General features: G+C 71.7%; 24 protein-coding genes and 1 pseudogene. 9 read left to right on the top strand and 16 right to left on the bottom strand.

What is annotated here, in order from left to right:
* From IEZ00_RS12140 to infC, 4 genes are all read right to left on the bottom strand, one after another.
* Positions 1-579: TrmH family RNA methyltransferase (locus IEZ00_RS12140; RefSeq protein ID WP_229795514.1), on the bottom strand; the 579-nt coding region annotated here is incomplete at its 3' end.
* Positions 576-965 carry a 50S ribosomal protein L20 gene (gene rplT / locus IEZ00_RS12135; protein WP_189223269.1) on the bottom strand — a complete coding sequence of 130 codons (390 nt, stop codon included), beginning with the start codon at positions 963-965 and terminating at the stop codon, positions 576-578. The genes IEZ00_RS12140 and rplT, both read right to left, overlap by 4 nt.
* A 61-nt stretch (positions 966-1,026) precedes the next feature.
* Positions 1,027-1,221, bottom strand: a complete 195-nt coding sequence (gene rpmI / locus IEZ00_RS12130) for a 50S ribosomal protein L35 (protein WP_189223268.1) — start codon at positions 1,219-1,221, stop codon at positions 1,027-1,029.
* Positions 1,222-1,292: 71 nt separating this feature from the next.
* The gene (gene infC / locus IEZ00_RS12125; RefSeq protein WP_189223267.1) at positions 1,293-1,892 is read right to left on the bottom strand and encodes a translation initiation factor IF-3; all 600 of its coding nucleotides are present in this window, start codon (positions 1,890-1,892) and stop codon (positions 1,293-1,295) included.
* Positions 1,893-2,160: 268 nt separating this feature from the next.
* Here infC and IEZ00_RS12120 point away from each other — a divergent pair, with 268 nt between their 5' ends.
* On the top strand, positions 2,161-2,511 hold the full coding sequence (locus IEZ00_RS12120) for a DUF1844 domain-containing protein (protein ID WP_189223266.1): 351 nt from the start codon (positions 2,161-2,163) through the stop codon (positions 2,509-2,511).
* Positions 2,512-2,605: 94 nt separating this feature from the next.
* Here IEZ00_RS12120 and IEZ00_RS12115 read toward each other — a convergent pair whose 3' ends face one another.
* Positions 2,606-3,208, bottom strand: coding sequence for a hypothetical protein (locus tag IEZ00_RS12115; RefSeq protein ID WP_189223265.1), 603 nt, complete (start codon positions 3,206-3,208; stop codon positions 2,606-2,608).
* A gap of 48 nt (positions 3,209-3,256) precedes the next feature.
* Here IEZ00_RS12115 and IEZ00_RS12110 point away from each other — a divergent pair, with 48 nt between their 5' ends.
* Positions 3,257-5,545 (top strand): ATP-binding protein, encoded by a 2,289-nt coding sequence (locus IEZ00_RS12110; RefSeq protein WP_189223356.1) that lies wholly within the window; start codon positions 3,257-3,259, stop codon positions 5,543-5,545.
* A gap of 110 nt (positions 5,546-5,655) precedes the next feature.
* Here the strand turns inward: IEZ00_RS12110 and IEZ00_RS12105 are convergent, their stop codons facing one another.
* The 3 genes from IEZ00_RS12105 to IEZ00_RS12095 form a co-directional block, all read right to left on the bottom strand.
* The gene (locus tag IEZ00_RS12105) at positions 5,656-6,036 is read right to left on the bottom strand and encodes a RidA family protein (protein WP_189223264.1); all 381 of its coding nucleotides are present in this window, start codon (positions 6,034-6,036) and stop codon (positions 5,656-5,658) included.
* 97 nt (positions 6,037-6,133) lie between these two features.
* Entirely contained in the window at positions 6,134-6,883 is a 750-nt protein-coding gene (locus IEZ00_RS12100; RefSeq protein ID WP_189223263.1) for an IclR family transcriptional regulator, read from the bottom strand.
* Positions 6,880-7,848, bottom strand: a complete 969-nt coding sequence (locus IEZ00_RS12095; RefSeq protein ID WP_189223262.1) for a sugar kinase — start codon at positions 7,846-7,848, stop codon at positions 6,880-6,882. The genes IEZ00_RS12100 and IEZ00_RS12095 overlap by 4 nt, the downstream gene beginning before the upstream one ends.
* A gap of 87 nt (positions 7,849-7,935) precedes the next feature.
* On the opposite strand from IEZ00_RS12095, the gene IEZ00_RS12090 reads away from it, so the two are divergent.
* Genes IEZ00_RS12090 through IEZ00_RS12080 form a run of 3 tightly spaced genes read left to right on the top strand, consistent with a single transcriptional unit; the run spans position 7,936 to position 12,225 of the window.
* Positions 7,936-9,222 (top strand): amino acid deaminase, encoded by a 1,287-nt coding sequence (locus IEZ00_RS12090; RefSeq protein ID WP_189223261.1) that lies wholly within the window; start codon positions 7,936-7,938, stop codon positions 9,220-9,222.
* Positions 9,223-9,244: 22 nt separating this feature from the next.
* On the top strand, positions 9,245-10,834 hold the full coding sequence (locus tag IEZ00_RS12085; protein WP_189223260.1) for an N-acyl-D-amino-acid deacylase family protein: 1,590 nt from the start codon (positions 9,245-9,247) through the stop codon (positions 10,832-10,834).
* Entirely contained in the window at positions 10,831-12,225 is a 1,395-nt protein-coding gene (locus tag IEZ00_RS12080) for a GntP family permease (protein ID WP_189223259.1), read from the top strand. The genes IEZ00_RS12085 and IEZ00_RS12080 overlap by 4 nt, the downstream gene beginning before the upstream one ends.
* Positions 12,226-12,292: 67 nt before the next feature.
* Here the strand turns inward: IEZ00_RS12080 and IEZ00_RS12075 are convergent, their stop codons facing one another.
* The 3 genes from IEZ00_RS12075 to uvrA all read right to left on the bottom strand — a co-directional run bounded on the left by IEZ00_RS12075 (position 12,293) and on the right by uvrA (position 16,169).
* On the bottom strand, positions 12,293-12,619 hold the full coding sequence (locus IEZ00_RS12075) for a hypothetical protein (protein ID WP_189223258.1): 327 nt from the start codon (positions 12,617-12,619) through the stop codon (positions 12,293-12,295).
* 130 nt (positions 12,620-12,749) lie between these two features.
* Complete coding sequence (locus IEZ00_RS12070; RefSeq protein ID WP_189223355.1) at positions 12,750-13,232, bottom strand: SRPBCC family protein; 483 nt, start codon at positions 13,230-13,232, stop codon at positions 12,750-12,752.
* A 66-nt stretch (positions 13,233-13,298) separates the two neighbouring features.
* Positions 13,299-16,169: an excinuclease ABC subunit UvrA gene (uvrA, locus tag IEZ00_RS12065; RefSeq protein WP_189223257.1), complete on the bottom strand. Its 2,871-nt coding sequence runs from the start codon at positions 16,167-16,169 to the stop codon at positions 13,299-13,301.
* Positions 16,170-16,396: 227 nt separating this feature from the next.
* On the opposite strand from uvrA, the gene IEZ00_RS12060 reads away from it, so the two are divergent.
* Positions 16,397-17,188 carry a maleylpyruvate isomerase family mycothiol-dependent enzyme gene (locus IEZ00_RS12060; protein WP_189223256.1) on the top strand — a complete coding sequence of 264 codons (792 nt, stop codon included), beginning with the start codon at positions 16,397-16,399 and terminating at the stop codon, positions 17,186-17,188.
* Positions 17,189-17,289: 101 nt separating this feature from the next.
* On the opposite strand, the pseudogene IEZ00_RS12055 reads toward IEZ00_RS12060, so the two are convergent.
* Positions 17,290-18,225: pseudogene (locus IEZ00_RS12055) on the bottom strand (acyltransferase family protein); the annotation flags it as partial.
* A 133-nt stretch (positions 18,226-18,358) separates the two neighbouring features.
* Here IEZ00_RS12055 and IEZ00_RS12050 point away from each other — a divergent pair.
* Positions 18,359-19,036 carry an MBL fold metallo-hydrolase gene (locus tag IEZ00_RS12050; protein WP_189223255.1) on the top strand — a complete coding sequence of 226 codons (678 nt, stop codon included), beginning with the start codon at positions 18,359-18,361 and terminating at the stop codon, positions 19,034-19,036.
* Positions 19,037-19,099: 63 nt separating this feature from the next.
* Here IEZ00_RS12050 and IEZ00_RS12045 read toward each other — a convergent pair whose 3' ends face one another.
* From IEZ00_RS12045 to IEZ00_RS38090, 4 genes are all read right to left on the bottom strand, one after another.
* On the bottom strand, positions 19,100-20,494 hold the full coding sequence (locus IEZ00_RS12045) for a DUF4365 domain-containing protein (protein WP_209621410.1): 1,395 nt from the start codon (positions 20,492-20,494) through the stop codon (positions 19,100-19,102).
* A gap of 324 nt (positions 20,495-20,818) precedes the next feature.
* Positions 20,819-21,223 (bottom strand): type II toxin-antitoxin system VapC family toxin, encoded by a 405-nt coding sequence (locus tag IEZ00_RS12040; RefSeq protein WP_189223253.1) that lies wholly within the window; start codon positions 21,221-21,223, stop codon positions 20,819-20,821.
* A complete protein-coding gene (locus IEZ00_RS12035; protein WP_189223252.1) occupies positions 21,216-21,494 on the bottom strand; it encodes a type II toxin-antitoxin system Phd/YefM family antitoxin in 279 nt (92 codons plus the stop codon). The genes IEZ00_RS12040 and IEZ00_RS12035 overlap by 8 nt, the downstream gene beginning before the upstream one ends.
* Before the next feature lie 67 nt (positions 21,495-21,561).
* Positions 21,562-22,089 carry an AAA family ATPase gene (locus IEZ00_RS38090; protein ID WP_189223251.1) on the bottom strand — a complete coding sequence of 176 codons (528 nt, stop codon included), beginning with the start codon at positions 22,087-22,089 and terminating at the stop codon, positions 21,562-21,564.
* A gap of 355 nt (positions 22,090-22,444) precedes the next feature.
* On the opposite strand from IEZ00_RS38090, the gene IEZ00_RS12025 reads away from it, so the two are divergent.
* A complete protein-coding gene (locus IEZ00_RS12025) occupies positions 22,445-23,089 on the top strand; it encodes an ArsR/SmtB family transcription factor (RefSeq protein ID WP_189223250.1) in 645 nt (214 codons plus the stop codon).
* A 113-nt stretch (positions 23,090-23,202) separates the two neighbouring features.
* Positions 23,203-24,612, top strand: a complete 1,410-nt coding sequence (locus IEZ00_RS12020) for an alpha/beta hydrolase family protein (RefSeq protein ID WP_229795467.1) — start codon at positions 23,203-23,205, stop codon at positions 24,610-24,612.

Here is a 24,612-nt window from a genome sequence, read left to right as displayed (position 1 = left end):
CTCGTCCGCCGACCGCGCGCGGGCCAGCGGCAGGTGGAACACGCTGCCGGTGGACGCCCGCACGCACTTGCCGTTGTGCGGGTCCACCGCGTCGCCCGCGAACACCACGGCGTCGGCCCCGGCCGCGTCGGCCACGCGGACCACGGTGCCCGCGTTGCCCGGATCGGCCACGCCGTGCAGCACCGCGACCAGTCGGGCACCGGGCCGCACCGCCTCCGCGAGCGGCACGTGCACCAGGTCGCACACCGCGATCAGGCCCTGCGGCGTCACGGTCTCCGACAGCGCCGCGGCGGCCTTGTCGGTCACCCCGCTCACCGGCACGCCCGCCTGGACGGCGTCGCGCACCAGCTCCGGGTTGCGATCGGCCGCGACCGCGGTGACGAACAGCTCGTGCACCCGCCCCCGCCCGGCGGCGGCCCAGGTGAGCGCCTCGCGCACCGCCTGGGCGCCCTCGGCGAGGAACCGCTCCGCGCGGTCGCGCCCGGAGCGGCGGGTCAGTCGCCGAGCGGCAACGACCCGGGGTGTCCGCTCGGTGAACGGAGCATCCCCGGGTCGTGGTGCGCGCTGATCGGTGCTCAGGCGTTGTCCTGAGCGGGCGCGTTGACGTCGCTGGGCAGCGCGGCCTTGGCCAGCTCCACCAGCGCGGTGAACGCGGCGGGGTCGCTGACGGCCAGCTCGGCCAGGATCTTGCGGTCGACCTCGATCTCGGCCAGGCGCAGGCCCTGGATGAAGCGGTTGTAGGTCATGCCGTTGGCACGGACACCCGCGTTGATGCGCTGGATCCACAGCTTGCGGAAGTCGCCCTTGCGCGCCCGGCGGTCCCGGTAGGCGTAGTTGAGCGAGTGGAGCACCTGCTCCTTGGCCTTGCGGTACAGCCGCGAGCGCTGACCGCGGTAACCGCTGGCCAGCTCAAGGGTGGTACGGCGCTTCTTCTGGGCGTTCACTGCCCTTTTGACGCGTGCCACGGGTCCATCCTGTCGATCTCATGGGGCCGAAGGCCCCGGTGTTCGGGGGAAAGCGGGTGGATCAGATGCCGAGCAGCTTCTTGATCCGCGACACGTCGTTCTTGGCGACCTCGGTGGTGCCCGACAGGCGCCGCGTCAGCTTGCTGGACTTCTTCTCCAGCAGGTGCCGCTTGCCCGCCTTCTCGCGGACGATCTTGCCGCTGCCGGTGACCTTCACGCGCTTGGAGGTCCCGCTGTGGCTCTTGTTCTTGGGCATTTCCGTCCTCGTCTCATGCAGCCACCAGATGGGGGCGGCCATGCTTGCTCCGGGGCGCAGGGCCCCGGAGGTCACTCCTCGCCGGACTCCTCCGCGGTGCCGCTGTCCTGCTTCACCGGTCGGGTCTTCGTGTTCTTGTGCGGGGCCAGCACCATGATCATGTTGCGGCCGTCCTGCTTCGGGTTGGACTCGACGAACCCGAGCTCCGCGACGTCTTCGGCCAGCCGCTGCAGCAGCCGGTAGCCCAGCTCCGGACGGGACTGCTCACGACCCCGGAACATGATGGTCACCTTGACCTTGTTCCCGTGCGACAGGAAGCGGGCCACGTGGCCCTTCTTCGTCTGGTAGTCGTGCGGGTCGATCTTCGGGCGGAGCTTCTGCTCCTTGATGACCGTCAGCTGCTGGTTGCGGCGGGACTCGCGGGCCTTCTGCGCGCTCTCGTACTTGAACTTGCCGTAGTCCATGAGCTTGCAGACCGGCGGCCGAGCCTGCGCGGCGACCTCGACGAGGTCGAGGTCCGATTCCTGGGCGAGTCGGAGCGCGTCCTCGATGCGAACGATCCCGACCTGCTCGCCGTTCGGCCCGACCAGACGAACCTCGGGCACGCGGATGCGGTCGTTGATGCGCGGCTCGGTGCTCGCGGGAGCACCTCGGTTCGAGGGACTTGTCATTCACGTCCTTTGTGACTCGTTGTGCGCCAAAGACAAGAGGCCCCACACCTGCCCGGTGTGGGGCCCGCTCTTCCGACCGATCGCACAACGAAGGGCGCAGTCCACCCCTCGAGGGACCGGACCCGGCCACCTGCTCGAAGCGGCAGACTCGGGTGGGAGCGGGGCTCCACTTGCCGTCCCCGCACGTGCGGGGACTGGTCGCGGGAGAATAGTAGCAGACGGTCCTTGTCAACCCCGAACCGGCGCGGTGGCGGAGGCGGTTGCGACAATGGCCGACGTGACCGACCTGCCTTCAGACAACGTCCGCGAGCTGTCCGATGTTCCCAGCATCGAGGTGATCAGCAAGGCGGCGATCATGCTGCTGTCCGCCGCCGCCGAGCGCCTCGGCCTGGCCGACGAGGACCCCGACACCAGCCCCCGCCGCGACCTCGACGAGGCCCGCAGGCTGATCACCGCGCTGGCGGGCCTGGTCACCGCCGCGACCGAGTACCTCGGCCCGCACGCCGCCCCGCTGCGCGACGGCCTGCAGTCGGTCCAGCGGGCCTTCCGCGAGGCGTCGGCCGTGCCCGACGAGCCGGGCCAGGGCCCCGGCGAGAAGTACACCGGCCCGGTGTACTGACCGCACCCGGCGATGCCCCCTCCGGTACGTCTGCAAGTACTACCCGAGGGGGCTCGCGCAGGCCGGTGACTACTACCCGCCGGACGCGCTGTGGCTAGCGCGGCGGGCGCAGGCCCGCGGCGGCCAGCTGACCCGCCGCCAGCGCCCGGATGACCTCCGGGTCGCGGCGGCGCCACCCCTCCACCGGGTCGCCGTCGAACGCGGCCAGCCTGCGCAGCGACAGCTCGTTGAGCGCCCGCAGCGCCAGCAGGTCCTCCCGGCCGGTGTCCCGCAAGCGCTTGGCCGCACCCGCGCGGCGGGCGTAGCGCACCCGCAGCGGCAGCCAGCTGACCAGCAGGAACGCCACCGGCAGCGCGATCAGCGCGATGGCCAGCCACTGCGCGGTGCTCTCCACCGCCTCGATCTGGGTCTGCCCCGCGCCCACCATCGACCCGCCCGCGTCCTGCCCCCGGCCCAGCGCGTCCGCCAGCCGCCCGCCCACCAGCGGCACGTCCCGCGCGCGGTCGGCGGCGTCGCGGAAGGTGTCGCTGAGCCCCTGCCCCGCCGACACCAGGCCGTCGCCGGGCGCGCGCAGGCGCAGCACCCCGTCGCGCACCCCCAGCGCCAGGTCGACCCAGAACCACACCCACGCCACGGCCAGCAAGTCCGCCAGCACCTGTCGGCCCAATCGGGCAGGGCGGTCCGCGTACCACGTCATGGCGCAAGCATTACCAGCCCGGCGCCGGCTAGGGTCGGCCGAGTGGCGATGACGTTCGGCGAGCTTCTGCGGGAGCACCGGCTGCGCGCGAAGCTCACCCAGGAGGAACTGGCCGCGGGCTCCGGGGTGAGCGTGCGCGCCATCAGCGACATGGAACGCGGCCGGGCCAAGGGCCCGCAGCGCCGCACGGTGGAGGCGCTGGCCCGGCTGCTGGCGCTGACCGAGCCGCAGGCGCAGGCGCTGATGGCCGCCGCGAAGGAGGGGCGGGCGCGCAAGCAGCTGCCGGTGGCCCCCAGCGCGCTGCCCCCGGACCTGGTGGACCTGACCGGCCGGGAAGCCGAGCTGGCCGCGCTGGCCGACGCCGCGGACCGGGTGCGCGGCACCGGCGTGGTCGTGGTGCACGGCCCGCCGGGCGGGGGCAAGACCAGCCTGGCGGTGCGCGCGGCCTACCAACTGGCCCCGCGCTTCCCCGACGGCTGCTTCTTCTTCAACCTGCGCGGCATGGACGCCCGGCCGCTGCACCCGTCGGAGGTGGTGCACCGGGTGCTGCTGGCGCTGGGCGTCGCGGAGAACCGGATGCCCCCCACCGAGGCCGAGCGCTCGGACCTGTACCGGGAGCTGCTGCGCACCCGCTCCACCCTGACGGTGCTGGACAACGCGTCGGACGAGGCGCAGGTGCGGCCGCTGCTGGCCACCGGCGCGCGGTCGTTGGTGCTGGTGACCAGCAGGCAGGTGCTGGGCGGGTTGGAGGCGCCGGTGCGGCTGGGCCTGGACGTGCTGACCCCGAGCGCCTCGCTGGAGCTGCTGGCGGGCATCGCGGGCCGCGACCGGGTGGCCGCCGAGCCGGAAGCCGCCACCAGGGTCGCCGCGCTGTGCGGGCACCTGCCGCTGGCGCTGCGCATCGCGGGCAACCGGCTGGCCAGCCGCCCCCGGTGGACCGTGGCGCACCTGGCGGGCCAGCTGGGCGACGAGCGGCGCAGGCTGACCGCGCTGACCGCGGGCGACCTGCAGGTGCGCACCGCCTTCGAGATGTCCTACCGGCAGCTCAGCGACAAGGCCGCGGTGCTGTTCCGCAGGCTGTCGCTGGTGCCGGGGGCCGACTTCACCCCCGACCTCGCCGCCGCGCTGGCCGACGTGGACCGGTTCGCCGCCGAGGACACCCTCGACGAGCTGGTGGACATGAGCCTGCTGGACACCGCCGAGGTCTCCGGCCGCTACCTGTTCCACGACCTGATCCGGGTCTTCGCGGGCGAGCGGCTGGCCGACGAGGAACCCGCGCCGGTGGTGGAGCAGGCCAGGGGGCGGATGGTCTCCTGGCTGCTGGCCACCGCCACCGCCGCGGGCGGCTTCTTCGCCCCCGAGGGGCGCCAGTCCCCCGTCGGGAACCTGCGCGACGCCGACGACGCCGACGCCTGGCTGGCCGCCGAGACCGCGAACTGGCTCGGCGCGCTGCGCTGGGCGAGCGAGCACGGCGGGCACGCCGAGGTGCTGGCACTGGCCACCGCCATGCACTGGTACTCCGACCAGCGCGGCAGCGGTCAGACGTGGGCGGAGGTGTTCACCGCGGGCGTCGCCGCGGCGCGGGCGCTGGGCAGCGTGCGCGACGAAGCCGTCCAGCTGAACTTCCTGACCTGGACCCTGGCCGTGCTGCTGCGCAAACCGCAGGAGGCGCTGGCGCTGCACGAGCGGGCGTGGCAGGCCGCGGTGGCCGCGGGCGACGTGCGCGAGCAGGCGTGGGCCATGCACTACCGCGCGGTCTCCCACCTGCGCTCGGGCCGCCTGGAGGAGGCCAGGGACAGCGCGGTGCGGGCGCGGCAGCTGTTCCACGACGCGCGCTACCCGCTGGGCGGGCACATCGCCGCGTCCTGCCTGGGACTGGTGCTCAACGGTTTACAGCGCTACGAGGAAGCCGCCGAGCTGCACCGGGGGCTGGTCGCCGACATGCGGGCCAACGCGCTGGGCCTGGCCCCGAGGATGCGCGACGAGATGGTCGCGGCGCTGCTGGTGCGGGTCGGCCAGAGCCTGGTCGAGCTGGGCGACTGGGAGGAGGTCGCCGAGGTGGCGGGCGAAGCCGCGGAGCTCGCCCGCTCCGCCCACGCGCCGAGCAGCCAGGGCGATGCGGCCTACCTGCGCGGGATCGCCCTGCACCGGCTCGGTCGGCTGCCGCAAGCCAAGACCGAGCTGGAGCGGGCGCTGGCCGTGATGACCGAGCACCGCGATGCGCGCCTGGCACTGGTGCTCGACGCCCTGGCCGCCCTGCACGGCGACCTCGGCGACCCGGACGCGGTCGGGGAGTACCGCGCGCGGGCCGCCGAATCGAGGTCACCCGATCGGTGATGCGTTCTTCGCCATCGCCGTGTCGTCCTTCCATGACATGCGATCCGGGTTACCCCCAGTCAACCGCCGCGAGGGCGCGGGCACCACGCAGAACAACCGGCAGAACTGCGTCAGTCGCCCAGCACGGCCAGCGCGTCGATCTCGACCAGCAGGCCGGCGGGCAGTCCGACGTAGACGGTGGTGCGCGCCGGGTACGGCTCGGACATGAACTGGTTGTAGACCTCGTTCATCTCGGCGAAGTGCGCGGTGTCGGTCAGGTAGACGCGCAGCATCACCACGTCGTCCAGGCTCGCGCCGCCCGCCTCCAGCACGGCCACGACGTTGCGCAGCGCCTGGGCGGTCTGCTCGGCGACGGTCTCGCCCACGACCGCCCCCGTGGCGTCGAAGGCGACCTGGCCCGCCACCTGCAGCACGTTGCCCTTGCGGACCCCCTGGGAGAACTTCGCGACGGGGGCGGGCGCCTGCTCGGTGCGGATCTCGGTCTTGGGCACGAATCCTCCTGTGTTCGATCGACCCGGCTCCGCCGGGTCGGGTGAGGCCGCCTGGAAGTCGGCCTCGCGTGGTGGTTGGGGACGGTGGTCCGGTGGTCTAGGGGCGGGGGGACCAGCCGCACTCGACGGAGGCGGCTCGGGCGGTGGCCAGGAGATCGGGCAGGTGGCCCATGAGGCCGTCGTAGTCCAGCAGGACTTTGGGCACCGACATCGAGACCGCGGCCACCACCTCGCCGCGGGCGCCGCGCACAGGGGCGGCGATGCAGTGGATGAAGTCCTCGTGCTCGGCGTTGTCCACGGCGTACCCGCGCTCCCGCACCTTGGCCAGTTCCGCCAGGTAGGTCTGCGGATCGGTGATGGTGTTGGCGGTCAGCGGCACGTAGTCGATCGCGGCGGCGACCTTGCGGCGCTCGGTCTCCGGCAGGTCCGACAGCAGCACCTTGGCCACCGCCGTGCAGTGCAGCGGCGCGCGTCTGCCGATGCGGGAGTACATCCGCATCGGGTGGGTGCTGTCGTACTTGTCGATGTAGATGACCTCACCGTCCTCATAGGACGCGAGGTGGACGGTGTAGCCCAGCCGCGAGTTCAGCTCGCGCAGCGCGGGTTCGGCGCAGCGCCGCACGTCGCGCTCCTCCAGGGCGCGGTGGGCCAGGTCGAACAGGGCGGTGCCCAGCCGGTAGTGGTGCACGCCGTCGCGCTGCACGAACCGGTGCGCCTCCAGGGTGCGCAGCAGCCTCAGCGCGGTGGACTTGTGCACGCCGATGACACCGGAGAGCTCCTCCAGCGTCTTGGGCCCGGTCGCCAACTGGCCGACCAGCGTCAGCGCGCGGTCCAGGCTCTGGCTCATCGGCGTCTCCTCAGGTGCGCGGCGGCCCAGGTCTCCGGGTCGGCGTCCAGCAGCGGCGTGGTCACCTGACCCGGCAGCGGGTCGCCGACATCCTCTCTGGTCAGCAGCGCCGCGGCGGCTTGGAGGTGACCGGCGCGCAGCCTGCGCGCGGGCGGTTCACCCGCCAGGTGGGCGGCCAGGTACCCGGCGGCGAACGCGTCGCCCGCCCCGACCGGCTCGACCACCTCGACCTTGAGGGCGGGCTGGAAGGTCGTCGTGCCGCCCTCGGCCAGGGTCGCGCCGTGCTCGCCCTGCTTGACCACGAGCGTGCCGGGGCCGGGCAGCAGCCGCCGCAGCCGCGCGGGGTCTCCGGTGCCCCACACCAGCTGGGCCTCGTCGGAGCCGGTCAGCACGATGTCGGCGGCGTCGGCCAGCTCGCGCAGCACCGAGGGGTCGCGGTCGCGCCACAGCGCGGGCCGCCAGTTCAGGTCGAAGGACACCAGCACGTCGCGGGGCCTGGCCACGATCGCGCGCAGCAGCGCCAGGCAGCTGTCCGACAGCGCCGCGGTGATGCCGCTGACGTGCACCAGCGCCACGCCGTCCAGGTCCAGCCGGTCCAGCACCTCCGGGCCCATCGCCGAAGCCGCCGAGCCGCGCCGGTAGTAGCGCACCGGGCTGCCCGCCGCGTCGGCCTCCTTGACGTAGAGGCCGGTGGGCCGGTCGGGGTCCACGCGCACACCGGTGACGTCCACGCCCGCGCCGCCGACGGCGTCCAGCACCGCGCCGCCGAAGGCGTCGTCGCCCACCGCGCCGACCCACCGGCTGCGCACGCCCAGGCGTGCCAGGTGGACGGCCACGTTGGACTCGGCGCCGCCGATCGCCCGCGTCCACGTGCGCGCGGCGCGCACCGGTCCGGGCTCGGCGGGGACGAGGACCGCCATGGTCTCGCCCAGGCACACCACGCCGCCCGAGACGCTGTAACGCATCCGTGTCCTCCGGATTTCACTCGTTGACTGGGCGGCGAGCCGAATGTTACACACGTCCACATCACATCGCGCAATACCCGTTGCGAGATGTGCAACGTGAGGAGCGGACTCGTGGATCTCGACCGCGACGCCGTCGCCGCCATCCGGCAGGAGCGGATCGACTGGCGGTTCAAGGGCGTGCCCGCCGACGCCTTCGGCTCGACCGTCGGTGAGCTGGCCGCGCGCGGGCCCGACCTGTTCACCGACGGCTTCGTCGGCCCGCTGGTGGTGCTGGACGCCGACGCGCTGGAGCACAACCTGGCGGTGATGGCGCGCTGGTGCGCCGAGCACGGCGTCGCGCTCGCCCCGCACGGCAAGACCACCATGGCCCCGCAGCTGTTCGCCCGGCAGTTCGACCACGGCGCGTGGGGCATCACCGCGGCCAACACCAGCCAGCTGCGGGTCTACCGGGCCTTCGGCGTGCGCCGGGTGCTGCTGGCCAACCAGCTGGTCGACCCGGCCGGGCTGCGCTGGCTGGCCGCCGAGCTGGCCGCCGACCCGGCGTTCGAGTTCACCTGCTGGGTGGACTCGGTGGCGTCGGTGGAGCGGATGACCGAGGCGCTGGGCCCGGTCGAGCGGCCGGTGGACGTGCTGGTGGAGCTGGGCGCGCCCGGCGGCCGGACCGGCGCGCGGGACCTGCCGACCGCGCAGGCCGTGGCACGGGCCGCGGCGCAGAGCCCGGCGCTGCGGCTGGCGGGCGTCGGCGGCTACGAGGGCGCGCTGGCGCACGACGCCTCCCCCGCCGCCAAGGCCGCCGTGGACGGCTACCTGGAGTCGCTGCGCGAGCTGACCGTCTCGCTGCGGGAGCTGTTCGAGGTCGACGAGCCCGTGGTCACCGCGGGCGGCAGCGCGTACTTCGACCAGGTCGCGGCGGCGCTGACCCGGCCGTGGCCGTTCCCGGTGCGGCCGGTGCTGCGCAGCGGCGCGTACATCACCCACGACGACGGCTTCTACCGGGGCATCTCGCCGCTGGGGCGCACGCCCGGCGCGCAGCCGTTCCGCTCCGCGCTGCGGGCCTGGGCGCAGGTCACCTCGCGTCCGCAGCCGGACCTGGCGCTGCTGACGCTGGGCAAGCGGGACGCCTCGTTCGACGAGGGCCTGCCCGAGCCGCAGGTGGTGCGCGGCCGCGACGGCGTGCAGCGGCCGCTGGAGGCGGAGGTCACCGCGCTCAACGACCAGCACGCGTTCCTCAGGCTGCCCGAGGACTCGCCGGTCGAGGTCGGCGACTGGATCGGCCTGGGGCTGTCCCACCCCTGCACGGTGTTCGACAAGTGGCAGCTGATCCCGGTGGTGCGCGGCACCACCGTGGTCGACCTGATCCGCACCTACTTCTGAACCTACTCCTCGGGGAGGCCGCGTGGACATCGTCTACCGGGGCGCGCTGGTGGCCGACGGCACCGGAGCGCCCGCCTACCAAGCCGACGTCGGCGTCGCCGACGGCCGCATCGCGGGCATCGGCCGCGGCTTGGGGGGCAAGCGCGTCGTCGACGCGGACGGCCTGGTGCTCGCGCCGGGCTTCATCGACATGCACTCGCACTCCGACCTGCAGGTGCTGGCCGAACCCGAGCACATGGCCAAGGTCAGCCAGGGCGTCACCACCGAGGTGCTCGGCCAGGACGGGCTGTCCTACGCCCCGGTGGACGACGAGGTGCTGGCCACGTTGCGCGGCCAGCTGGCAGGCTGGAACGACGACCCGCCCGGCTTCGACTGGGACTGGCGCTCGGTCGGCGAGTACCTGGACCGGCTCGACCGCGGCATCGCGGTCAACGCCGCCTACCTGGTGCCGCAGGGCACGCTGCGGATGCTGTGCCTTGGCTGGGAGGACCGCCCGCCCACCGAAGCCGAACTGGACCGGATGCGCTCGGTGCTCGCGCAGTCCCTGCGGCAGGGCGCGATGGGCCTGTCCTCGGGGCTGACCTACACGCCCGGCATGTACGCCGGGACCGCCGAGCTGGTCGAGCTGTGCAAGGTCGTGGGCGAGCACGGCGGGTTCTACAGCCCGCACCACCGCAGCTACGGCGCGGGCGCGCTGGAGGCGTACGCGGAGATGGTGGCGGTGTCCAGGGAATCGGGCTGCCCGCTGCACCTGGCGCACGCCACGATGAACTTCCCGGTCAACGAGGGCCGCGCGGGCGAGCTGCTGGCGCTGCTGGACGAGGCGATCGCCGCGGGCGCGGACATCACCCTCGACACCTACCCGTACCTGCCCGGCGCGACCTACCTGTCCGCGCTGCTGCCCAGCTGGGCCACCGAGGGCGGCCCGGAGGCCACCCTGGCCCGCCTGTCCGATGTGGACACCCGTGAGCGCGTCCGCGCGGAGATCGAGGACACCGGCTCGGACGGCTGCCACGGCGTGCCGGTGGACTGGGACTCCATCGAGATCAACGGCGTGCGCCGGGAGGAGAACGCGCACCTGGTCGGGCGCAGCGTCGCCGAGTCCGCGCGCGTGGCGGGCCGCCCGCCCGCCGAGCTGTACTTCGACGTGCTGATCTCCGAGCGGCTGGGCACGTCCTGCCTGATGCACGTGGGCCACGAGGACAACGTGCAGGCGATCATGCGCCACCCCGCGCACACCGGCGGCAGCGACGGCCTGCTGGTCGGCGACCGGCCGCACCCGCGCGCCTGGGGCACCTTCCCCCGCTACCTGGCCCGCTACGTGCGCGAACTGGGCGTGCTGGGCCTGGAGGAGTGCGTGGCGCACCTGACCGGGCGGGCCGCGCGGCGGCTGCGGCTGACCGACCGCGGCCTGGTCCGCGAGGGCTACGCCGCGGACCTGGTGCTGTTCGACCCCGACACCGTGGCCGACACCGCCACCTTCGACCTGCCCCGGCAAGCCGCCGCGGGCATCCCCCACGTCGTCGTCAACGGGGTACCCGTGATCGACGACGGCAGGCGCACCGACGCCCTGCCTGGCCGTTCCCTGCGAAACCCCCGGAGCCGCGCGTGATCGACTGGTTGCAGCACTCGACCGGAGGGCTGCTGACGCTGGCCGCGCTCAGCATCGCCCTCCTGCTGTTGCTGATCATCAGGTGGAAGGTCGAACCCTTCATCGCGCTGATCGTGGTCGGCCTGCTGGTCGCGCTGGCGGCGGGCGTGCCCACCGAGACCCTGGTCGGCTCGGCGCAGAAGGCGTCGGACTCGCTGCTGGAGAAGGGCTTCGGCGGCATCCTCGGCCACATCACCGCCATCATCGGCCTGGGTACCCTGCTCGGGGCGATCCTGGAGGCCTCCGGCGGCGCGCAGGTGCTCACCCGCAAGCTGCTGACGTTGTTCGGGGACAACCGCGCGCCGCTGGCGATGGGCCTGGCGGGCCTGATCTTCGGCGTGCCGGTGTTCTTCGACATCGGCATCTTCGTGCTCGCGCCGCTGGTGTACGTGGCCGCCAAGCAGAGCGGCCGGTCGATCGTGCTCTACGCGATGCCGCTGCTGGCCGGCCTGTCGGTGATGCACGCGTTCATGCCGCCGCACCCCGGCCCGGTGGCCGCGGCGGGTCTGCTGGGGGTCAGCCTCGGCTGGATCATCATCATGGCGCTGGCCGTGGCCATCCCGTCGTGGCTGGTCGGCGGTGTGCTGTTCTCGTCGTGGATCGGCAAGCGGCTGACCGTGCCGGTGCCCGAGGAGATGCTGGCCGCCGCGGAGAAGGCGCGCGGCGAGGGTGCCCGCGACGAGCCGCCGCTGTCGCTGGTGCTGGGCATCATCGCGGTGCCGCTGGTGCTGATCCTGGCGGGCACGTTCGGCAGCATCCTGCTGCCCAAGGGCTCCACGCTGCTGGGCGTGTTCACCTTCTTCGGCACGCCCGCGGTGGCGCTGACCATCGCCGTGCTGCTGGCGTTCTGGCTGCTGGGCTTCCGCCGCGGGATGACCCGCGAGCAGGTCACCGAGCTGTCCGCGGCCTCGCTGCGGCCGGTGGCGATGATCCTGCTGGTGGTCGGCGCGGGCGGGTTCTTCGGCGCGGTGCTCTCGGCCACCGGCGTGGGCAAGGTGCTGGCCACCGAGCTGTCCGACCTCGGCCTGCCGGTCATCGCGCTGTCCTACGTGATCAGCTGCGCGCTGCGGATCGCGCAGGGCTCGGCGACCGTGGCCATCGTGACCACCACCGGCATCGTCGCCCCGGTGGTGGCCGACCTCGGCTACTCGCAGCCGCAGCTGGCGCTGGTGGTCATGGCCATCGCGTCCGGCTCGATCATCGCCTCGCACGTCAACGACGGCGGCTTCTGGATCGTGTCCCGCTACTTCGGGCTGTCGGTCAAGGAGACGCTGCAGACCTGGACGGTGCTGGAGACCATCCTGTCCGTGGTCGGCTTCGCGGTGGCGGCACTGCTGAGCCTGGTGGTCTGAGCGTCCCCCGGCCAACCGCGGAGAACCCCCTGCGCCCTCCCTCGCAGGGGGTTCCCGCCTCCGGGGGTCAGCCCGCCTTCTTCCCCTCCGGAGTGGCGGCGAACCGGCCACCACCCAGGCCGTGGCCATTGGCCTCGCCGCACGACTCGTCGCCGGAAGAGGTGCGGGGCGGCCACTTCACCGCGCACGCACCGTCGCAAGTAGACGCCGAGGGGTTCGCACTGCCCTCGTCGAACCGGTACAGCGTCGTGCTGTCCTTGTCGGTCAGCACGGCGCCCAGGCCGCCGAGGGTGGCCCGCACCGCACCATCGCGCCGCGCCTGGCCGCAGGCGGTGAGCAGCGCGGCACCGATGGGGGCGACCGCCCCGAGCGCCACCGCACGTGTGCGGGTCATGGTGAACCTCCTCGCGGTCGCCGCGTCCGTCCCGGCGACCGGCTCACCACATGCACGTACCGCGGCCCGGAGCGGTTCACCACGATCTACGGCAAGTACCACCCGGCGTCTCCGGGCGGGCCGGTGACCACTACCCGGCCTCCCGAACGCGGGACTGGCGCGCGGCCCGCAAACCCGCCAGGTAGGTCTCCAGTCCGCGCCGCCCGTGGCGCATCATCAGCTCGTGGTTGGCCTTGAGCAGGGGCCGCGCGGGCAGGCCCAGCAGGCGCAGCAGCGGCTTGCGCACGACCACCTCCTGGTCGTAGACGACCCTGGTGCCCTCGCCCTCGGGCAGCAGCGTCCAGCCCACCGTGCCGTCGAGGTCGCCCACCAGGTCCGCGCGCAGCAGCAGCCGCTCGCGGTCGCTGGTGTTGTGGTGGACCTCGAAGACCAGGTCGTAGGGCAGCAGTGAACGACAGCGCAGCTCGGCGGCCTGCTCGCCGATCTGGCGGCCCTCGCGCACCTCGGGCCACCAGTCCAGGTAGCCGCGCAGGTCGGCCAGCACGTCGTAGACCTCGCCGGGCGGAGCCGCCACGGACCAGACGCTGCGGAAGCGGTAGGAGTTCACCGGCATGACCACCGTGTTCACCCCGGCGGGGGCGCGCAAACCAGAACCGGCCGCGCCCCCACCGGGGTCGTGTCACGCCGAGGCGCGGACCCCCAGCACCTCGCGCAGGAACTCCGCGGTGTGGCTCTCGGCGACCTCCGCCACCTGCTCCGGGGTGCCCTCGGCGACCACCGTGCCGCCGCCCGAGCCGCCCTCCGGCCCCATGTCCACGATCCAGTCGGAGGTCTTGATCACGTCGAGGTTGTGCTCGATCACGATCACCGTGTTGCCCTTGTCCACCAGGCCGTTGATCACGCCCAGCAGCTTGCGGATGTCCTCGAAGTGCAGGCCCGTGGTCGGCTCGTCGAGGATGTAGACCGTCTTGCCCGTCGAGCGCTTCTGCAGCTCGCTGGCCAGCTTCACGCGCTGGGCCTCACCGCCGGACAGGGTCGGCGCGGGCTGACCCAGCCGCACGTAGCCCAGGCCGACGTCGACCAGCGTCCGCAGGTGCCGGTGGATGGCGTTGATCGGCTCGAAGAACTCCGCCGCCTCCTCGATCGGCATGTCGAGGACCTCGGCGATGGTCTTGCCCTTGTAGTGCACCTCCAGCGTCTCCCGGTTGTACCGGGCGCCCTTGCACACCTCGCAGGGGACGTAGACGTCGGGCAGGAAGTTCATCTCGATCTTGATGGTGCCGTCGCCCGCGCACGCCTCGCAGCGCCCGCCCTTGATGTTGAACGAGAACCGACCCGGCTGGTAGCCGCGCACCTTGGCCTCGGTCGTCGCCGCGAACAGCTTGCGGATGTGGTCGAACACCCCGGTGTAGGTGGCCGGGTTGGACCGCGGGGTGCGGCCGATCGGCGACTGGTCGACCTGCACCAGCTTGTCGACGTGCTCCAGGCCCTTGATCCGGGTGTGCCTGCCGGGCACCTGGCGGGCGCCGTTGAGCTTGTTCGCCAGCACCGTCGCCAGGATGTCGTTGACCAGCGTCGACTTGCCCGAGCCGGAGACACCGGTGACCGAGACCAGGCAGCCCAGCGGGAACGACACGTCGATGCCGCGCAGGTTGTGCTCGCGCGCGCCGACCACGGTCAGCTGGCGCTTCTTGTCGACCTTGCGGCGCGTGGCGGGCATCGGGATCTGCTGGCGCCCCGACAGGTACGCGCCGGTGATCGACTCCTTGTTCTTCAGCAGCGCCTTGTACGGGCCGCTGTGCACCACCCGGCCGCCGTGCTCGCCCGCGCCGGGACCGATGTCGACCACCCAGTCCGAGGTGCGGATGGTGTCCTCGTCGTGCTCGACCACGATCAGCGTGTTGCCCAGGTCGCGCAGCCGGGTCAGGGTCTCGATCAGCCGGTGGTTGTCGCGCTGGTGCAGGCCGATCGACGGCTCGTCCAGCACGTAGAGCACGCCCACCAGGCCGGAGCCGATCTGCGTGGCCAGCCGGATGCGCTGCGCCTCGCCGCCGGACAGGGTGCCCGACGCGCGGTCCAGCGACAGGTAGTTCAGGCCCACGTCGAGCAGGAAGTGCAGGCGGGCCTGGATCTCCTTGAGCACCGCGCCCGCGATCATGGCCTCGCGCTCGCCCAGCTGGAGCCCGTCGAGGAACTCCGAGCACTCCGCGACGCTCATCGCGCAGACCTCGGCGATGGACTTGTCACCCCGCGTGGCGTGGTGCAGCGTCACGGCCAGGATCTCGGGCTTGAGGCGGGTGCCCTGGCACGTCGGGCACGGCACCTCCCGCATGTAGCCCTCGTACTTCTCCTTCATGTACTCGGACTCGGTCTGCTCCTGGCGGCGCTCCAGGAACGGGATGACGCCCTCGAAGTTGGCGTAGTAGGAGCGCTCGCGGCCGTAGCGGTTCTTGTAGCGGACGTTGACCTGCTCGTCGACGCCGTGCAGGACCGCCTTCTGCGCCTTGGCGGGCAGGTTGCGCCACGGGGTGTCCATGCGGAACCCGATGGCCAGGCTCAGCGACTCCAGCAGCCGGGTGAAGTACTCGGCGGTCTGCCCGCTGGCCCACGGCGCGATCGCGCCCTCGGCCAGCGACAGCTCGTCGTCGGGCACCACCAGTTCCGGGTCGACCTCCTTGCGCACGCCGATGCCGGTGCACACCGGGCACGCGCCGTAGGGCGAGTTGAACGAGAACGACCTGGGCTCCAGGTCCTCGATCGCCAGCGGGTGGCCGTTGGGGCAGGCCAGGTTCTCGGAGAAGCCGCGCACCCGGTACGGGTCGTCCTCGGGCAGGTCGACGAACTCCAGCTCGACCAGGCCGTCGGCCAGCCGCAGCGCGGTCTCCACCGAGTCGGTCAGCCGCTGCTTGGCGCTGGCCTTCACGCTGAGCCGGTCGATGACGACCGCGATGTGGTGCTTCTCCTGCTTCTTGAGCTTGGGCACCTCGCCCAGCGCGTAGACCACGCCGTCGACCTTGGCCCGCGAGTAGCCCTGCGACTGCAGGTTGGCGAACAGGTCGAGGTACTCGCCCTTGCGACCGCGGATGACCGGGGCGAGCACCTGGAACTTGGTGCCCTGCGTCATGGCCAGCACCTGGTCGACGATCTGCTGCGGGGTCTGCTTGCTGATCGCCTCGCCGCAGGTGGGGCAGTGCGGCTTGCCCGCGCGGGCGTAGAGCAGCCGCAGGTAGTCGTAGACCTCGGTGATGGTGCCCACGGTCGAGCGCGGGTTGCGGCTGGTCGACTTCTGGTCGATCGACACCGCGGGCGACAGCCCTTCGATGAAGTCGACGTCCGGCTTGTCCATCTGACCGAGGAACTGCCTGGCGTAGGCCGACAGCGACTCCACGTAGCGCCGCTGGCCCTCGGCGAAGATCGTGTCGAAGGCGAGGCTCGACTTGCCCGAGCCGGACAGCCCGGTGAACACGATCAGGCTGTCCCTGGGCAGGTCGAGGTCAACGCCTCGCAGGTTGTGCTCGCGTGCGCCGCGAACGACAAGGCGGTCCGCCACTTACGGTTCCCTTCGACTTCTGCGATCCCCGAACACGCGTTCGAAAAAGCGTACTGGACCTGATGCTTCCCCGACCGAGGAGGGTGACGCCCCATGCTAGGGCCGACCACCGACAAAAACCGGCCCGCTTCCGCCCGATCGTGCGCCAACGGGTCTACCTAGGGGTGGGCAACGCCCCTACGCTGGAGCGATAGGCCATTCGGCGGCCGATCGGGGATGAGGTGCCCATGAGCTTCGCTGATGCAGCCCAGGTCCACTCCACCGGAACGAGCGTACCCGCGCCGCGCGAGCAGTCCGCGGCCGCGCAGGACGCGGTCGCCGGGCTGGCCGAGGTGGAGGTGGCCACGTCCGCCCTGTACGCCGCGGTCGAGGGGCTGGACCAGGTGGCGATGCGCGGACCCAGCCTGCTGCCCGGCTGGAGCCGGGCACACGTCATCACCCACCTGGCCCGCCAGGCCGACGCCCTGGTCAACCTGCTGACCTGGGCCAAGACCGGGGTCGAGCACCAGATGTACCCCAGCGCGGCGGACCGGGACGCCGACATCGCCGAGGGCGCGATCCGCTGGCCCCAGCTGCTGCGGGCGGACCTGGACGCGGCCTGCCAGCGGTTCGCCACCGCCGCGGCCGAGCTGCCCGCCGGGGCGTGGGAGGCCGAGGTGGCCCACCTGCGCGGCCCGCTGCTGGCCCACCGCGTCCCCTGGCTGCGGCTGCGCGAGGTGTGGCTGCACCTGGTCGACCTGGACTGCGGCGTCGGCTTCGCCGACCTGCCCCCGCACCTGGCGGAGTGGTTCGTGGACGAGGCGGTCGGCCAGTACGCCGACCGCCCCGACGTGCCCGCGGTGCGCCTGGAGGTGCGGCTGCCGGACGGCCGTCAGCGCAGCTGGGAGTTGACCACCACGGGCAGTGACGCGTCGACCTCGCTCAGCGGCGCCGCGGCCGACGCGATCGGGTGGCTGACCGGCCGCCAGGACGGCACCCGGCTCGACGGGACGGCGCCCGCGCTGCCCAGCTGGCTGTGAAGGGTGAGCCTGCCCGCCAGTAGCAAGCGCACCAGCACGGGGCGGTGGCTGGTGGTGAGCAGCCGGTAGACGGGCCGCTCGACGAGCTTGGTCAGCAGCCAGCCCAGGGCGACCGCGACGCCGGTGAACGCCACGAGCTGCACCCACGGCCCGAACCCGGTCAACCGCTCCATCACGACGTAGCCGATCTCCTGGTGGACCAGGTAGACGCCGTAGGAGATGCCCGCCAGCCACTGGACGGGCCGGGCCAGCACGCGCACCGGCCAGACGTCCCAGTCCGGACCGGCCGCGGCGGCGCACACCCCGACCAGCAGCACGCCCAGGCCCAGCGTCGACTCCAGGTCGGCGCTGTGCACCCACTGCGCCCCCAGCGCCGCCGCGAGCAGCACGATCAGGTGTCCGTCGCCGAGGCGCCCCTTTGACCACAGCCAGATGCCCACGCCCGCGGCGAACAGCTGGGCCCGGTGCACGCCCAGGCCGTCGTAGAAGGTGCGCACCAGGCCGGGCTCGACCGTCCACAACCGCAGCACCAGCGGCCCCAGCACCAGCCCCCACAGCAGCGGCGGCAACGCCCGGCCCCGGACGCGCGAGGCCAGCAGGGCGCCCGCGACGAAGCCGGTGACCTGCACCGGGAGGGTCCAGTAGGAGAAGTCGACCAAGCGGACGTCGGGGAACCAGTTCTGCAGCATCAGCACGTTGAGCAGCAGGTCACGCGGCTCCAGGTGGCTCCAGCCCTGCGGGGCCAGGTAGCGCAGCACGCCGTAGGTGCAGGTGGCGGCCACGGCGTAGGCGGGCAGCAGGCGGGCGAGGCGGTTGCGCAGGAAGCGGGCGCGGTGCCCCTTGGCCAGCGAGGCGCAGGTGAAGAAGGCGGAGATCACGACCAGGGCGCTCGCCCCCATCTCCAGGGAGACGGTGAAGGCCGGGGAGCCGATCTCGGGGTGAGCGGAGGGACCGGCGTGGGTCGCGTGCTGCAGCAGGACCGCCAACACGGCGAGAACGCGCAGGACGTCCCAGTTGATCCGACGAGTCTTGGGCACGGGGTGGAGAACCTGTTCGGAGCGTGTTCGAGTGATTACGGTCGGGGGCGATCGTTAACAACCCTAACGGGCAGAGCTGTGAGCACCCTGAAGATGTGCGCTTGACACGCCCGCGCGGCTACCGTCGGCGATCGTGGACGTACTCGAGCACTACACCGGTCACGTCGAGCCGGGCGGACCGGCCACGCGACGGACGCTGGACGCCCTGACCATCACGAAGGTGTCGGTCGGGCCGATGGACAACAACGCCTACCTGCTGGTGTGCCGCGCCACCAACGAAGCGCTGCTGATCGACGCGGCGGCGGACCCGCAGCGCATCTCGGACGTGGTGGGGCACTCGGTGCACCGGCCGCGGCTGAAGACCGTGGTGACCACCCACCAGCACGCGGACCACTGGGGCGCGCTGGGCGCGGTGGCGGGCGCGAACGGCTCCAACACGGTGGCGCACGAGCTGGACGCCGGGGTGCTGCCGGTGCCGCCGGACCGGTTCGTCACTCAGGGTGATGTCATTCACGTCGGCGAGGTGCCGTTGGAGGTCATCCACCTGCGCGGGCACACGCCGGGGTCCATCGCCCTGCTCTACCGCGACCCGGCCGGGCACCCGCACCTGTTCACCGGCGACTCGCTGTTCCCCGGCGGTGTCGGGAAGACCACGTCACCGGAGAACTTCACCTCGTTGATCAACGACGTGTCGTCGCGCGTCTTCGACGTGCTGCCGGACGAGACGTGGTTCTACCCCGGTCACGGGGACGACTCCACCCTGGGGCGTGAACGACCTCACCTGGACGAGTGGCGCTCACGCGGCTGGTGAGCTGAAGAACATTCCGGACGGGGCCGCCTGAGTCGTCAGGCGGCCCTTTTCGCTGCAGACAAGCTAAACGGGAGGCGCACCGGAGCGCGGCTTGGCGGACGCCTTCCGGGCGAACAACTCCCCCAACCAGAAGGTGTCGCCCAGCGTCAGCCGATCGAAAAGCACGCAGACGGCTCCGGGAGTGTCCTCGGAATCCCAGATTGCCGAAACATCCCTGCCGCGTTCGTTCCCGTGCCGACTCAGCCAGTAGATCCTGTCGCCCGGCTTGAGCTGGAAAGCCCTGACGATCTCCCGGTTCGACGACATGCGAGTGCTCGGTTGTCCGATCCGCGCCCCGAAACCGTATTCGGCAGTCGGCCGGGGACATCGCCAGACGATCCGGAACTGCTCGTCAATCGGCAACGCGGCCGAGCCCACGTGCACGTCTTTGACCAGGTAGAACGTGACGAGCCGACGCGCCTTGTCCGACATCTCGGGCCACGTTCTCGAGAGCGCCTCGGCACACACCTCGGCATCCGACTCCAACTCTGCGGCGATGGCAGCCAGGTCATGGTCGGTCGCGGTCTCGGCGTGGAGCGCCTGGATTGACCGGGGCAAGGCGTCGAGTTGAATCCAAAGACGGCGTTCAACTCTTTTGGCTACGTAGTTGTCACGTGCGTCGATGTTGGTTCGAAGCGGCGGATCGTCGACGGCGGGTTTACGAGCCCGCTCAGTCGCGTCGAAGCAGGCCGCCAGCCACTGCGCCTCGGCCATGTGCAGTATTATGTCCGCCACTATGGGAACACCGGAAAAAACGCCTGACCGACCGTCGGGATGCAGATGTTCGGGGCCGATATGTACCGGCTGCCAGTCGAGGTCGCTGTGCAGCAGGGTTGCAAATCCCTCACCCCGGCGCTGCCAAAAAATCAGGTCTTCCCCGTACACGTTCACATGGTGTCGCACGATATCTGATGGACTGAACTCGACGCCCGCCTTCTCACCTAACCGAGCCTGGATGATTCGGCTTCCCCGATAACGGCTCAGGTAGCGTCTGACCTCGGCGACAAAGTCCGCAATGGATTCATCGTCCAACTTCTGGTCCGGGCTGATGGTGATCGCATTGAGCACCTCGCCGTTGCGCCGAGCCGACAGCAACTGTTTGGTGGCATTGGCCCAGTAGAGACCGTCGGTGTCCGGGTCGTGCACGACGCAGAGCACCGGGAGGTTGCCATCGGCCCAGGTGCTGCCATGGTCACCGATCGGCACGGCGTACCCATCAGCCCTGCGCCACGAACGACCGCCCTTGACCTGGATCTTGACCAGGTCGCCGGTGACCTCACCGTCCTCGGTGAACGTGACGTGTTGGTCCTCTCCGAAGTCGTTCTGGCCGTCCACCTCCTGAACTATGTGATTGTGTCGCTCCAGAAGCGTCCGCAGCGCGTTGACCGCCGCACGGCTGGGCCTGCGAGCATCAGGCACCTTCGGCAATGGAACCTCCGGTTCACGGTGCGCGGCGACCGGACAGGTGGCCCGCGACAGGTTGGGTGCGGTGAGGGTAGTGGCTCATCGCAGTACGTCGATCCGACGTGTTCGTCCAGGCATGGACCCACTGCTGCGAGGTCCCGACGATCGTGCTCGTGCAACTGCGTCACATCACGCTTGAGCATCGACTTGGCGATCCCGCCTGCCCTGAGACACTACGACGGCCGCCGGATCGGCACGGCCTCCGTGCGGTCAGGCAGCCCTGCAACCACTCCTCAGCCTCACTCCGCTCGCCGCGGCTCCAGGTCTCCGGCCCGCTTCTCACACCTCGACGATCTCGACCATGCCCTCAAGTCCGGCGAAGTCCTTGGCGTTGCGCGTGTACAGCGGCAGTCCGCGCGCGGAGGCGATGGCGGCGATCATCAGATCCAGGCGGCGCGGTTTCGGGTCCCGGTTCGCGTCCAAGGTCAGCGCCACCAGCGTGCCGAAGCGGGCAGCGGCCTGGCTGTCGAACGGCAACGGCTCGAACTCCGCGATCGCCGCGCCCAACTTCTCGGTCCGCGCGGCCCGTGTGGCGGCGTCCTTCGCCATCGCCACACCTTGGTGCAGTTCGGCCATGGTGATCGCGGTCAATTCGGGAATCTCCGGCAGCGCCGCCGGATCGAGCAGGCCCAGGTCGATGTAGGCGCAGGTGTCCAACACACCCGACTCGCGCCGCTCAGCCACGGCCCCGCTCCCAAGGGTCGTCTCCACCGATCCGGTCCTCGCCACCGAAGAGGGCGTCGGCCTCACGCCTCATGCGGTCGTGATCGACCTGCGGCAGCCTCCGGTGCCGCTCCACCAGTTCCTCCGCCGTCCAACGCCGCCTGCGGGGCAGGGGGCGCACCTCCGCGATCTCCACACCGTTGCGGGTGACGTGGTAAGTCTCCCCCGCCTCGACCGCGTCCATGACCGCAGCCGAGTTGTTGCGGAACTCCCGTTGACTGATGACCTTCACAGGCCAAGCGTAGCCCTACGTAGCACTTCGAGCTACAAGCGCTGGACCTCTTCACCGGTCACGTGATTCACCCTTCCTCGGCGGTGTCGGCATGAGCACGTCGCCGGAGAACTTCACCTCGCTGATCAACGACGTGTTGTTGGACGAGACGTGGCTCCACCTCGGCCACGGGGACGATTCCGCCCTGAGGCGCGAACGACCTCGCCCGGACGAGTGGTGTTCGCGCGGCTGGTGATCGGTTCTCGTGCCGCTTCCGGAGAGCCAGGAAGGTCTCCTGCGCACCGAGCCGCTCCCCCGCCGACAACGGCCACAGCAGCAAGCGTCCGGCACGGCCCGCCAAGGTCTCCGAGAGGCCCTTGTCCGCCGGGTAGTTGGTCGATCCCGTCAACAGCAGTTGACCCCGTGCACGATCGCGGTCGGCTGCCTGCTTCACCGCGAGCAGGAAGCCGCGCCCCGCACGCTGGAACTCGTCCACCGCCGCCGGCCGGGGCAAGGCATCCACGAAATCGATCGGATCGTCCGTCGCGCGGGCCAACACGCTCTCGTCGTCGAAGCTGAACCACGCGCGCCCAGGCAGGTCCAGCAACTCAGCCACCCTCGAAGTTGCGTTGCGCTGCACGAAAGCACTCACGGACGCGGGCTAACCGACAGAACGCGGATGAGCTGACCGACAAAACGCGGATGCACCAGCCGTCAGAACGCGGCACAGGTGGACGACATGCTCGGTCGACTCTTGAAGCGTCGCTGATCGGGGACGTGTCGTCGTGGATCTTCGACGTGCTGCCGGACGAGATGCCGGGCCGACCCGCCACGGCGATGAGCCCCTCGGGCATGAACGCCTCCACCTGGACGAACGGTGCTCATAGAGGCGCAGAGCCGAACCGTCGAGCCTGATCGGCTCGACGGAGGACCTACTTGCAAAGACAGCTTTGCAAAGCTACCTTTGCACCATGGTCGCGCCTCGTGAGATCACCGACGTGGTGGAACTGCGGGCGCTGGCGCACCCGTTGCGCCAGCGCATCCTGCGGCACTTGGCGCGGCACGGTCCGGCGACGGCCAGCACCCTGGGCAAGGCGCTCGGGGAGAGCAGCGGCGCCACCAGCTACCACCTGCGGATGCTGGCCAAGCACGCCTTCGTCGAAGAGGTGCCCGAGCGCGCCCACGGGCGCGAGCGGTGGTGGCGTGCGCCCGTTCAAGACCTCAGGGTTCCCCGCGCGCCGCGAGACCCGGAGGTGCGGGCCCTGCTGGAGCAGCTGAACCAGTTCAAGCTGGCCGCCGACCAGGAGCTGTTCGCGGAGTTCCTGCGACGGCGGGGGGAGCTTGGCGAGTGGGCCGACGCGCTGCCGTACTCGCGCGGCTCGATCCGGCTGACGCTGCCCGAGCTGCACCAGTTCTTCGACGAGTACATGGCGCTGCTCAAGCGCTACCAGCGGCCGGAGGAGGAGACACCCGTGGATGCGCGTCGCGTCGCCGTCCGGTTCTTCGCCTTTCCGCTGCCCGACTCCGACGCAGCACAGCCCGACGCAGCACAGCCCGACGCAGCACAGCCCGACCCAGTACAACCCGACGCAGCACAACCCGACGACCGCCGCTGAGCGGACCGGGGCCGCCGAGCTGGCACTCGGCGGCCCCGGCAGTCGGAAGCCGCAGTACCACGCCGTTTCCGGCGTGCTCCTCGTACGAGACCTCCTCGGGAAGGAGAGCACCTGTGCTCCCCGAAAGCAACTCGCCGATCCGGCGCGCCCTCCGTCGGCTGCTCGCGACGACAGCCGCCATCGCGGCGCTGACCGCGCTGTCGCCACCCGCCCAGGCCGCGCCGGACGGGTTGACCGAACAGGACATCACCTTCTCCAGCGGGGACCTGCCCCTCCGCGGCACGGTGATCGCCCCGACCGCCTCCCCCGGTGTGCGCAGGCCCGCCGTGGTGATGGTGCACGGTTCCGGCCGGGTGTCGCGGGAGGGCTACCGCCAGGAGGCCGAGGCGTTCGCCCGCGCGGGCATCGTGACGCTGGTCTACGACAAGCGGCCCAGGAAGTCCAAGTCCGACGTCGACTTCGAACTGCTGGCCGACGACGCGCTGGCCGGGTTCCGGGCGCTGCGGGGGCGCGCGGACGTCGACCCCGCCATGACCGGGCTCTGGGGCGTCAGCGAGGGCGGCTGGGTGATCCCGCTGGCCGCCGCGCGGTCGACCGACGTGGCGTTCCTGGTCGCGGTCGGCGCGTCCGGCGTGTCGCCCGAGCGCCAGCAGTCGTGGAACCTGCGCAACCGGCTCACCGGCCTCGGGGTGTCCGGTTCGATGGTGGACACCGTCTCGCGCACCGCGATCGGCCTGGTCGTCGGCGCGGGGCTGTTCCCCGAGGCGGGCTACGACCCGGCGCCCGCGCTGGCCAGGGTCACCCAGCCGGTGCTCGGCCTGTGGGGGGAGCAGGACCGGGTGATCCCCGGCGGCGAGAGCATGCGCGTGTTCCAGGAGTCGCTGGACCGGGGCGGCAACACCCGCTACACCCTGCGCACCGTGCCGGGGGCCGAGCACACGATGCGCGTCTCCGCCGACGGGATCCGGCGCGGCGACGAGGTCTCCCCGGAGTACCTGGGGCTGGTCGGCTCCTGGGTCAACGGGCTGGCCGCGGGGCCGCCCGCCGCCAGCACCGGTCCGCTGCCCCGGCAGGAGGGCCGGACCGCGGCCGTCGAGCCGGTCTCGCCCGGCGCGCAGCTCGCGGCTGTCGCGGTGCTGCTGGTGGCGTTCGCGGGGTACGGGTTGAGCGCCGCTGTCCGGCGGTTGCGCGGGCGGCGCGGCGCACCGCCGGTCCGGCGACCGGCGCGCTGGCTGGCCACCTCCGGGCTGCTGAGCGTCCTGGGGCTCCTGGGCTACCTGGGCTACCTGTCGACCAGCGGCGCCAAGACCCCCGGCGCGGTGGTGCTGGGCCGCCCGGTGCCGTGGCTGGGGCTGCAGTTCCTCGCTCTGGTCGTCGTGGTCGCCGCGATCACCACGGCCGTCGCGTCGTGGCGGGCCAGGTCCCGGCTGTCCCCGGCGCACCGGGCGCGTCTGGGCCTGCTGCTCGCCGGTGGCGCGGTGTTCCTGCCGTGGGCCCTCCACTGGGGTCTGCTGGTGCCCTGA

The sequence above is a fragment of the Saccharothrix coeruleofusca genome (genome assembly GCF_014648515.1).
In the GTDB taxonomy this organism is placed as follows: domain Bacteria; phylum Actinomycetota; class Actinomycetes; order Mycobacteriales; family Pseudonocardiaceae; genus Actinosynnema; species Actinosynnema coeruleofuscum.
The sequence above is the reverse complement of the archived record's forward strand: the minus strand, read 5'-3'. Positions and strand labels throughout refer to the sequence as shown.

What these genes read in the sequence shown, in the direction of transcription:
- rpmI (WP_189223268.1), bottom strand. Translation starts at nt 1,221, where the DNA reads ATGCCCAAGAACAAGAGCCACAGCGGGACCTCCAAGCGCGTGAAGGTC.
- infC (WP_189223267.1), bottom strand. Translation starts at nt 1,892, where the DNA reads ATGACAAGTCCCTCGAACCGAGGTGCTCCCGCGAGCACCGAGCCGCGC.
- IEZ00_RS12120 (WP_189223266.1), top strand. Translation starts at nt 2,161, where the DNA reads ATGGCCGACGTGACCGACCTGCCTTCAGACAACGTCCGCGAGCTGTCC.
- IEZ00_RS12115 (WP_189223265.1), bottom strand. Translation starts at nt 3,208, where the DNA reads ATGACGTGGTACGCGGACCGCCCTGCCCGATTGGGCCGACAGGTGCTG.
- IEZ00_RS12110 (WP_189223356.1), top strand. Translation starts at nt 3,257, where the DNA reads ATGACGTTCGGCGAGCTTCTGCGGGAGCACCGGCTGCGCGCGAAGCTC.
- IEZ00_RS12100 (WP_189223263.1), bottom strand. Translation starts at nt 6,883, where the DNA reads ATGAGCCAGAGCCTGGACCGCGCGCTGACGCTGGTCGGCCAGTTGGCG.
- IEZ00_RS12095 (WP_189223262.1), bottom strand. Translation starts at nt 7,848, where the DNA reads ATGCGTTACAGCGTCTCGGGCGGCGTGGTGTGCCTGGGCGAGACCATG.
- IEZ00_RS12090 (WP_189223261.1), top strand. Translation starts at nt 7,936, where the DNA reads ATGTGCAACGTGAGGAGCGGACTCGTGGATCTCGACCGCGACGCCGTC.
- IEZ00_RS12075 (WP_189223258.1), bottom strand. Translation starts at nt 12,619, where the DNA reads ATGACCCGCACACGTGCGGTGGCGCTCGGGGCGGTCGCCCCCATCGGT.
- IEZ00_RS12070 (WP_189223355.1), bottom strand. Translation starts at nt 13,232, where the DNA reads ATGCCGGTGAACTCCTACCGCTTCCGCAGCGTCTGGTCCGTGGCGGCT.
- IEZ00_RS12060 (WP_189223256.1), top strand. Translation starts at nt 16,397, where the DNA reads ATGAGCTTCGCTGATGCAGCCCAGGTCCACTCCACCGGAACGAGCGTA.
- IEZ00_RS12025 (WP_189223250.1), top strand. Translation starts at nt 22,445, where the DNA reads ATGGTCGCGCCTCGTGAGATCACCGACGTGGTGGAACTGCGGGCGCTG.